General features: G+C 45.4%; 7 protein-coding genes and 1 pseudogene. 4 read left to right on the top strand and 4 right to left on the bottom strand.

The window, feature by feature from the left end; translation table 11 throughout:
• Window positions 1–629: pseudogene (locus tag VIP81_RS02640) on the bottom strand (hypothetical protein); the annotation flags it as partial.
• Between the two features lie 145 nt (window positions 630–774).
• Here VIP81_RS02640 and VIP81_RS02635 point away from each other — a divergent pair.
• On the top strand, window positions 775–2013 hold the full coding sequence (locus tag VIP81_RS02635; RefSeq protein ID WP_331956928.1) for an MFS transporter: 1239 nt from the start codon (window positions 775–777) through the stop codon (window positions 2011–2013).
• A gap of 122 nt (window positions 2014–2135) precedes the next feature.
• The gene (locus VIP81_RS02630; protein WP_331956927.1) at window positions 2136–3020 is read left to right on the top strand and encodes an AraC family transcriptional regulator; all 885 of its coding nucleotides are present in this window, start codon (window positions 2136–2138) and stop codon (window positions 3018–3020) included.
• A gap of 247 nt (window positions 3021–3267) precedes the next feature.
• Here VIP81_RS02630 and VIP81_RS02625 read toward each other — a convergent pair whose 3' ends face one another.
• From VIP81_RS02625 to VIP81_RS02615, 3 genes are read right to left on the bottom strand one after another with little or no spacing between them, the layout of a single operon-like run.
• Window positions 3268–4563, bottom strand: a complete 1296-nt coding sequence (locus VIP81_RS02625; protein ID WP_331956926.1) for a radical SAM protein — start codon at window positions 4561–4563, stop codon at window positions 3268–3270.
• A 32-nt stretch (window positions 4564–4595) separates the two neighbouring features.
• Window positions 4596–5183, bottom strand: a complete 588-nt coding sequence (locus VIP81_RS02620; protein ID WP_331956925.1) for a hypothetical protein — start codon at window positions 5181–5183, stop codon at window positions 4596–4598.
• A 16-nt stretch (window positions 5184–5199) separates the two neighbouring features.
• Window positions 5200–6243, bottom strand: coding sequence for an agmatinase family protein (locus VIP81_RS02615; protein ID WP_331956924.1), 1044 nt, complete (start codon window positions 6241–6243; stop codon window positions 5200–5202).
• 237 nt (window positions 6244–6480) lie between these two features.
• Here VIP81_RS02615 and VIP81_RS02610 point away from each other — a divergent pair, with 237 nt between their 5' ends.
• Window positions 6481–6879 (top strand): cytochrome c maturation protein CcmE, encoded by a 399-nt coding sequence (locus tag VIP81_RS02610; RefSeq protein WP_331956923.1) that lies wholly within the window; start codon window positions 6481–6483, stop codon window positions 6877–6879.
• 111 nt (window positions 6880–6990) lie between these two features.
• On the top strand, window positions 6991–9474 hold the full coding sequence (ccsA, locus tag VIP81_RS02605; protein WP_331956922.1) for a cytochrome c biogenesis protein CcsA: 2484 nt from the start codon (window positions 6991–6993) through the stop codon (window positions 9472–9474).
• Window positions 9475–9543: the final 69 nt, after the last annotated feature.

The following is a 9543-nucleotide window of genomic DNA, read 5'->3' as shown; positions in this document are numbered from 1 at the left end:
TTGAGATGAAAGTCAGAACGACCTCCTCCCAGTCCTCCACCCGTATATCCGCCGCCGTTAGGGTTACCCCCCAGTTGTCCCCGGTCGCCGGGTTTGCCGGTATTACCTTCTCCGGTTGCGTTGTTAGAACCATTGGCGCTGTTACCGCTGTTGGCACTGTTGCCGGTACCACCGGAAAATACCGCTTTCGGTTTGGGAGCAGGTGGTGCTGGTGTTGGTGGTGCTTCTGTTGGTTTTTTAACAGGTTTTACAGGTTTCGGTTCCAGTTTTTTAGGAATCTCTTTTGGTTTTTCTACGGGCTTTTCCGGTTTTTTTATTTCCGGAGCATCCTCTTCGTCCTGTGTGGCAATGTCTTGTTGTGGCTCACTATTGTCTTTGGCGGCGGTAGCCGGACTTTCAGCCGGTGCCGGCTCAGAAGCGGCAGCACTGGGAGGATTGGGATTGAGTGGTTGCACATCTCCCATGCCCTCATCAGACGTGCCGAGGTTAACTTCCATTCCCAAATCCTGATCGGGAAGGGGCGGAGGGGCTGAAAAGCCGGTAAATACAAGGGCCACTAACAGCAACGCATGAACGCCGATGGTAATGCCTAATGCCTGGATATTTTTTTTACCGTTTTTTTCCTCCATGATAACCTTATTGAGCGCCTGTTTAGACCAAAGTTAATGTTTTGATCCAGAAAAAATAATCACTCATCAAAAGATGAATTCCGGATCTTTGCAAAAACTGTGCTGTTAATCCTATTTTTAAGAAATTTATTTTTTGCCAAGTTTTATGAACCTCTTCAGACAAACGATTCGTCTCTATCAAAATGCCTATACCGGCCTTTCTCCCGCTACCTGGTGGTTATCACTTGTGCTGCTGATCAATCGCAGTGGTACTATGGTGATTCCTTTCATGACGGTGTACCTTACCCAACATCTGCACTTCAGCATCGCCCAGGCAGGCCTGGTGATGGCCTGTTTTGGCAGCGGCGCTATTGTGGGTGCACTGCTGGGTGGCTGGTTATCTGATAAAATTGGCTTTTACCACGTACAGTTCTGGAGCCTTTTCTCTAACGGTTTATTATTCATTTTATTGGGACAGATGCGCACGTTTGAGCAAATATGTGTCTGCGTGTTTGTGATGAGTTCCGTAGGAGATGCCTTCCGGCCGGCCAACAGTATCGCTATTGCGGCTTACAGCGCCCCGGAAAACCGTACCCGTTCCTATGCCCTGAACCGCCTGGCGGTGAACCTGGGCTGGTCAGTGGGACCAGCTATTGGAGGTATTCTGGCCAGTTTCAGTTATCAGTTGCTGTTTTGGGTAGATGGGTTTACCTGTATAGCGGCAGCTGTATTGATGCGCATTTTCCTGCCACCGGTAAAGGCGCCTGTAAAAGAGACTAAAACAGTAGTAATAAAAGAAAATAAGGTATGGAAAGATAATATCTATCTGTGGTTCCTGGCTTTTGCTACCCTGAATGCGATCTGCCTGTTTCAGTTTTCCAGTATTGTGCCTTTGTATTTTAAAGAGGTAATGCACATGGAAGAGTGGCTCATTGGTCTCAATATGTCTATCAACGGCATCCTGATCGCAGTGGTGGAAATGGTAATGATATATCGCCTGGATGGCACCCGGCCTAACCTGGTATTTGTGGCGCGCGGCGCATTGATGGTATGCCTCTCTTACCTGCTGCTCTCTTTCCTGCCACCATTGTGGGCCGTGGCGGCTTTATTTATGCTGATCATCACCTTCGGCGAGATGTTTTGTCTTCCTTTTATGAATAGTTTCTGGATTGGCCGGAGTAAGGACCATAACCGGGGACAGTATGCAGCGCTATATACCATCTCCTATTCACTGGCCAATGTGGTGTCACCTACTACCGGCGCCTTTGTGGTGCAGCATCTCGGATTTAAGCCCTGGTGGGCCATTACGGCGTTGGGTTGCCTCGTCTCAGGTGCCGGTTTCTGGTGGTTGCAGCGAAAACTGGCGGTGGGTAAAGCCGCAAAGCCCGTATCGGAGCTGGCATAACCGTTATCAGCAAGGGGAAAGGAGAAAGGATTATCTGGCTTGTGCTATTCAAAATTGTTAAAGACTTTACAATTATTGTCTTCAAAATGCTAATTTTGCGCAAAAAGTAGTAAAATTGGTTAATGAAAGTAATTCAATTTACTGTTCCCGTTGCTGATGAAGGAGCGGTCGTGATACAGGAAGATATTCTCCCATACTTCTATAATTACCTGCATCGTCATAAAGAGGCACAGGTAACACTCATCATCAAAGGAGAAGGCACCCTGATTGCCGGTAACTATACCCAGCCATTTAAGGCAGGGGAAATTTATGTAATTGGCGCCAATCAGCCCCATATGTTTAAAGGGGATGCCAGGTATTTTGAAAATGTACAGGAGAAGAATATTCATGCCATCCATATTTTCTTCGATCATGAACAGGCGTTGCAGGGATTATTTTCTCTAAAGGAAATGGAAACGGTTCGGAAGTTTTTACAACTCACCGCCAACAGCCTGCAACTGCCGGCAGCACACGCCGAAAAAATGGCAACAGACATCCTGAAAATTTCACGCCTTACCGGCGCCGAAAGATTGCTGGCATTTGTAGGAATGCTGGTTTATTTTTCGAAACAGGTAAAGGAGTGGAAGTCTTTATCCACAGGCTTCTCCAGGCATGCGTACAGCGAGTCGGAAGGGCTGCGCATGAATGATATTTACCAGTATACACTGGAGCACTATGCAGAAAATATTTCACTCGGACAGATCGCTGCGATCGCACATCTGACTACCTACGCTTTTTGTAAATACTTTAAGAAACATACCCGCAAAACCTACCTCGAATTCCTGAATGAAATCAGGATCAATGTAGCCTGCAAGAAAATTATTAATGGAGATTTTGACAGCATTGCGGCCGTGGCCTATGCGACCGGTTATAACAATCCAATTACGTTTAACCGAGTATTCAGAAAGGTAACGGGCATGTCGCCGTCGGCTTATGCGAAGCAGTATCGCTTCGAGGAAGTGGAGTGAGCGGAGGGGATCGCCTTCGGCGATTGTCTTTCTTCAGGATTATACTGATTTAGATGATTTTCCAGATTTTTACTTTTGGGATTTTAAATGATATAAAAAGATTAGCGAAGAAAGATGAGGATAACCACATCGATCTTCGCTAATCTTTTTATAATCCTATTAATCAAAAAGTGAAAATCTGGAAAATCATCTAAATCAGTATAATCCTGAAGAAAGACAAAAACTCGCATCGCCGGAGGCGATAAAACTAGTGCGCGAAATCGCTCATATAATCCCCGGTGATACGTTCCATCGGAGGATTGAAATAACCGAATTTAAGATCCGGGAATTCTTCCTGAATTAATTCCTGTAACTGTTTCACGCCTAAACATTCTCCTGTTTCTGTTACGCCCAGTTTACCCAGGTACCAGTCGGGATCAATATTAAAATTACGCCACTGAATCATATTCAGTCCGGTTTCCCTGATCAGTTTGCGCAGTGCTTCATATTCATCTGCACTATCTGTCATACCCGGAAACACGAAGTAGTTGATACTGGTCCAGCCACCAAATTCACGTACTACTTTCAGGCTCTCGATGATGTCTTCAAAAGCATAATTATTAGGACGGTAATAAGGTGTATAATACTTTTCCTGGGCAGAGTTCAGGCTCACGCGGATACTGTTTAATCCTGCTTCACACAGGGCTCTTACTGCATCCGGCTTGCTGCCGTTGGTGTTGATATTGATACTGCCTTTAGGCGTGTGTTTACGTATTTCAATGATGGATTCGCGGATGGTTTCCCACATCAGCAATGGCTCGCCTTCGCAACCCTGGCCGAAGCTCACAATAGGGAAGGGGGCTTCTTCGAGATGTGGTACGGTGTATTCTACTATTTCCGCTGCGGTTGGTTTAAAACGCAAACGATCCTGTGTAGAAACGATGCTTTCTTCTTCCGGCTGGAAGGATATGCATCCTACGCAGTTGGCGTTGCACGCAGGAGAGGAAGGAATAGGGCATTCCCATCTTCCCATAAAATAATTACGTGCAGCAGGGCATTCGTAGGTCAGCGCACAATTTTCAGCGAGGTGTTGTACCAGTCTGTTATGCGGATACGCCTCCACCAGCGTTTTTACGCCTTGTTTCACTTTTTTGTCGTCAAAGCCGGCGCATTCCTGACGGATATCGGCTTCAATACGGGTGGCGGGTACATAAAACTTACCATCCAGCCAACCAACAGCTGTGTAGCAAAACAGCGGGAGGGTAGGCGCATCTGGCATGGTTTCGTAAGCTGCCAGGTAAAAACCGGTATGTGCCGGCGGAATGAAGGCCGCCACAGCCCATCCTTTATCACAAAGCTGCATATCACCCGTGGTGGCATTGATGCCAATACCACGGCGACCTGGCAACTCATACAAATTGCCTCCTTCCGGTAATTCGATCCACTCTTCAGCGTCTACCGGCCATGCATCCCAGCCACTGCGGCCAGTTACATACATGCTGGTGTCTTCAAAAATATTTCCTTCACCGTCAGAGTATAATATGTAAGGTGTTTGTTTTAACATTTTGTGATTTTATGATCTGTTGGAATGAACACTTACTGAACCCTGGACGTAAAGAAGCTATTTAATACTTCTCTCTGCTCTTTTCCAGGTTCATCCAGTATTTCCAGCTGCAGAATCTTGTTATTCTTAAAGTCTATTGTCAAAAGGTCGTTCCGCAAAATTACGTTATTCAGTTCGTTCCAGCCAACCAGCCTTTTGGAAAAGGTGGTAGGAAGGGTAATACCAGTGGTGTCCATCTTTACATACGAGGGCTGGAAAATCTTGTATTCCATCCAGCCTACATATGCCAGACCGCTCCCTGTCAGGAACAACAGCAGGCTCATTAGCGGCTGCAGGTGCGACAGGAAGTATAAACTGCCGGTAAAACAAATGAGCGCTTCTATCATGCGCGCTACGGTATTTGCTTCGGTAAACTGCTTAAAGCGCTTCATGGTAAATGGAAACGCAATCGCTAATAGCCCCACCACCACAAAAAATACGACCATAAACCAGTTAGGCTGCGGACTACGGTATACACCAATCGCATTAATCAGAAACAAAATACCCGTAAGACCATGCATCACCGGCAATAACCGGATTCTGCTACTGGTATTGGGATGCAGGATGCGCAAACTATGCATGAACAGGAATGTAAGATTAAGAATTAGAACTGATCAACAGGTTGCAAAGCTTGAACAACACACGGGCGCCTACGTTGGCATCCCACTCATCGTGTGAAGTGCTTACTTCGTTCAGGTCAAATCCAATCAGCTTACGGCCACTGGCCAGTACGCGCTTGAAGAGATAGTATATCTGCTCTACTTCAAAGCCGCCCGCCACCGGGGTACCGGTATGCGGACATAATTTCGGATCCAGTCCGTCTATATCAAAACTAATATATACCTGTTGCGGTAAGGTATCAACAATACTGTCGCAGATCGCCTTCCAGGTTTCCCCTTCAAATTGTCTTTCTTTGATTTGTTTATCAAAGAAGGTGACTACGCGCCCTTCGCTATTGTTGATGTACTCCACTTCTTCTTCGCAGTAGTCGCGGATACCTACCTGTACGAGCTTTGACAGCTGCGGTACTTCTGCCAGGGCATTGTACATAATGGAGGCATGTGAATACTTGAATCCTTCATAGGCATCCCGTAAATCGCAATGTGCATCTATCTGCAGGATACCAAAGTCGCCGGCATGCTCACCGATAGCCTTGAAGAAGCCCAGCGGGGTGCTGTGATCGCCACCTACGAGTCCTACCAGTTTGCCTTTTTCCAGCAAAGCCTTGGTTTGGGTATATACCCACTCGTTCATGGCCCTGGTACCGTTGCTCACGTCTACCAGTGTTTTCTTCAGGAATTCATTTTCGGAAATATCTCCCCCTTCGGTCAGGAATTTCAGGTACAGCTCCGCTTCCTTACGCAGATAGTCACTGCGTAATAAGAGGTGCTTATCTGGTTCACGCATGTAAAAACCCTGTTTCCAGCCATCTTTCACATCTGCATCGTAAAGATCGATCTGAAAGGATGCCCTGAATATACGTTCCGGTCCACGGGCAGTACCATTATTGTAAGATACCGTTACTTCCCAGGGCACCGGTAACAATACCAGCCGGGCTTCTTCTTCCGAAAAAGGTAAGCCAAAAACGTTGTTGGACAGCAGGCCAACCGAGTTAGGGTCAAATTGAGATAAATCTGCCATGATAAAATCGTACTTTTCTAAATTCCGCGCAAAGATAGGATTATGTTTACTTACAGCCGTCCTTCTCATAAAAAGAATTGCCTTTTATATAAAAATTGTCCGAAGAAGGTCATTTTGACTTAATTTTGCCGATTAATCGGAAACAAATAAAGTAAGGCAAAAAGCGGGGAATGCTAAGAGCGCACTGGTAAAGGGTTTTGCAGCTTGAATCAAATCAATAGGGAAGATAATTTTCATATGAAAAAAACAAATATTATTCTGCTGGTGGTAATTGCGGTAGCAATTGGAGTGATAGTAACTATGGTGGGAGATTTCAGTACCTATGAAACTTTCGCAACGGCCCGTGAAAAAGAAGGGAAGGAATTCCATGTCATCGGGAAACTCGACACTTTAAAGGCGATGAATTACGACCCGATGAAAGATGCTAACTTATTCAGCTTCTACGTCCACGATAAAACCGGTGAATCTCATAAAGTAGTATTCTACGGCGCCAAACCTACCGACTTCGAAAAAGCCGAATCTATTGTACTGACAGGTAAAATGGAAGGCAGCGAATTTCATTGCAGCAAAATACTGATGAAGTGCCCGTCTAAATACAAGGACGATCAGGTGGCTGTCAGCAACAAACAACTTTAATGTAATCATTTGAACATTTTGATATTGGATCATTTATGTCGGGGATACCGCCATAAGCCAGTTTATCAGTATCGTCAGGTGCCGGAATATTCACATCTCTAGAGGAATTTTATGAAGTTTGTAGGGGAACATTTACTGCCGGGCCAATTAGGCCACTTCTTTGCCATACTGGCATTTGTCGCATCTATAGTAGCCACCGTCGCTTATTATAATGTAGTTAAGTTAAAGGAACCATCCTTACAGGACTCCTGGAAAAGACTGGCCCGTTGGTCTTTTATTATACAGTCAGCCGCTGTTATCGGCGTTTTCAGCTGCCTGTACTATATTCTGTATAATCACTTTTTTGAATACAAATACGCATGGCGCAATACTTCCCGCGACCTGCCTATACAATACTTATTATCCAGTCTCTGGTCTGATCAGGAAGGTAGCTTCCTGCTCTGGAGTATCTGGAACAGTATATTGGGAATTATCCTGATCCGCACTTCCAAAAAATGGGAAGCGCCGGTAATGACTACTTTCTCGCTGGCACAGCTGATTATGGCCAGCATGCTGCTCGGCATATTTGTACTGGGCTATAAAGTGGGTAGTAATCCGTTTATGTTACTGAGACAGGCACCCGAAAACCAACTGGCGCCTATTTTCCAGACAGCGGACTATATGCAGCATATCCACGATGGTAATGGCCTGAATGTAACCCTGCAGAACTACTGGATGGTGATTCACCCGCCGGTACTGTTCTTGGGCTTTGCTTCCATGATCATTCCTTTTGCTTTTGCTTTTGCAGGTATCTGGACCCGCGATTACACCGGTTGGGTAAAACCCGTACAGCCATGGGGATTGTTTGCGATTATGATGCTGGGTACCGGTATCATGATGGGAGCAGCCTGGGCTTACGAATCACTTAATTTCGGCGGCTACTGGGCCTGGGATCCGGTAGAAAATGCGTCGCTGGTGCCATGGCTCACCATGGTGGCTGGTGTACACACGCTGCTGGCTTACAAAGCTACCGGCCACTCGCTGAAATCTACCATCTTCTTCTTCTTTATTTCCTACGTACTGATTCTCTATTCTTCTTTCCTCACCAAGAGTGGTGTTTTGGGAGATACCTCTGTACACTCCTTTACGGATATGGGAATGACCGCACAGTTGCTTTTTGCCATGCTGGTATTTACCGTACCATCTATTGCATTGCTGATTATGCGCAGAAAAGACATCCCATCTGTGAAGAAAGAAGAAAACAGCTACTCCCGCGAGTTCTGGCTGTTTGTAGGTTCCCTGATCCTGCTCATTGCAGCTATTCAGATCACCTTCACCACTTCTATTCCGGTATGGAATAAATTGCTGAGTTTCACCGGTCTGAAGTCATTGTTCAATATGAACGACATCGCACCGCCATCAGACGCCATTTTCCACTATAATAAAATTCAGGTCTGGATTGCCATCGTACTGGGCGTATTAACGGCAGTCGTACAATTCATGCGGTACAAGGATACGCCACGTGGAGAAATCACAAAGAAACTGGCCGTTCCTACACTGGTAGCTTTGTTATTAACTGGTTTGGTGGCCTGGAAAGGAACCATCACCTACGATAAATATGGCGCCGGATTCCTGACCGCCATTTACCTGATGCTGTTTGCCAGCATTTATGCCATCGTAGCGAACTTTACTTACATTTTCACCGGCCTGAAAGGCAAACTGAAAAATGCAGGAGCTTCCGTGGCGCATATCGGTTTTGGTATGGTATTGCTGGGTATCCTCATTTCTTCCGCCAAAAATGAAGTAATATCGATCGATCGTATGAAGATTCTCAATGATGGCTTCTTCAGAAAAGAAAGTAAACAAAATCCCCGTGAAAATATCATGCTGCCAAGGGATGTACCGGTACAAATGGGCGACTACCATGTTACCTATACCGGTGACTCCATTTCCAAGGGCGATCCTAAAACCTACTACAAGGTAGTTTACGAGAAAAAAGATAAACAAACCGGTAATATCCTGGAGAAATTTACACTTTATCCGGATGCGTTTGTAAATACGAAAGAAAATACCATTTCGTCCAATCCTGCTTCCAGACACTATCTGACAAGGGATATCTTTACCTATGTATCTGCTGCACCCAATAGGGAAGAAGAAGCGAAAGCCGATACCACGCCTTATGTAACGCACCAGATGAAACAAGGCGATTCTGTATTTTTCTCCAGAGGCTTCATTGTGCTGAAAGGATTGAATACCAAACCGGAAAGCCGCAATTATGTTCCACAGAACGGAGATCTGGCAGTAGGTGCTGAACTGGAAGTGTACACACAAACAGATGATCACTTTAAATTACAGCCTATTTATTTTATCCGCGACAGCAGCTACCAGTACAGCGTGGAAGATACACTGGCGCCACTGGGACTCAATGTTAGGTTCTCTAAGATTATGCCTGCGGAAAATAAAATAGAACTGAAGGTAAAAGAAGCCGAAGGCTTCAGTGATTATATCGTGATGAAAGCCATGATATTCCCATATATCAATGTATTATGGCTGGGTATCCTCATCACCATACTGGGTACTGCGATGAGCATTTACCAGAAAGTAAGAAGAAGATAACCAACAAGAATATTTAATAAAGAAAAAATCCTTCAATGGCCATGCTGTTGAAGGATTTTTTCTTTATTA

The organism is Chitinophaga sp., assembly GCF_036566945.1.
In the GTDB taxonomy this organism is placed as follows: domain Bacteria; phylum Bacteroidota; class Bacteroidia; order Chitinophagales; family Chitinophagaceae; genus Chitinophaga.
This window is presented reverse-complemented; position numbering and strand designations above follow the sequence as displayed.

Excerpts from the sequence above, each read along its gene's own strand:
- VIP81_RS02635 (WP_331956928.1), top strand. The coding sequence starts at position 775 with ATGAACCTCTTCAGACAAACGATTCGTCTCTATCAAAATGCCTATACC.
- VIP81_RS02630 (WP_331956927.1), top strand. The coding sequence starts at position 2,136 with ATGAAAGTAATTCAATTTACTGTTCCCGTTGCTGATGAAGGAGCGGTC.
- VIP81_RS02625 (WP_331956926.1), bottom strand. The coding sequence starts at position 4,563 with ATGTTAAAACAAACACCTTACATATTATACTCTGACGGTGAAGGAAAT.
- VIP81_RS02620 (WP_331956925.1), bottom strand. The coding sequence starts at position 5,183 with ATGCATAGTTTGCGCATCCTGCATCCCAATACCAGTAGCAGAATCCGG.
- VIP81_RS02615 (WP_331956924.1), bottom strand. The coding sequence starts at position 6,243 with ATGGCAGATTTATCTCAATTTGACCCTAACTCGGTTGGCCTGCTGTCC.
- VIP81_RS02610 (WP_331956923.1), top strand. The coding sequence starts at position 6,481 with ATGAAAAAAACAAATATTATTCTGCTGGTGGTAATTGCGGTAGCAATT.
- ccsA (WP_331956922.1), top strand. The coding sequence starts at position 6,991 with ATGAAGTTTGTAGGGGAACATTTACTGCCGGGCCAATTAGGCCACTTC.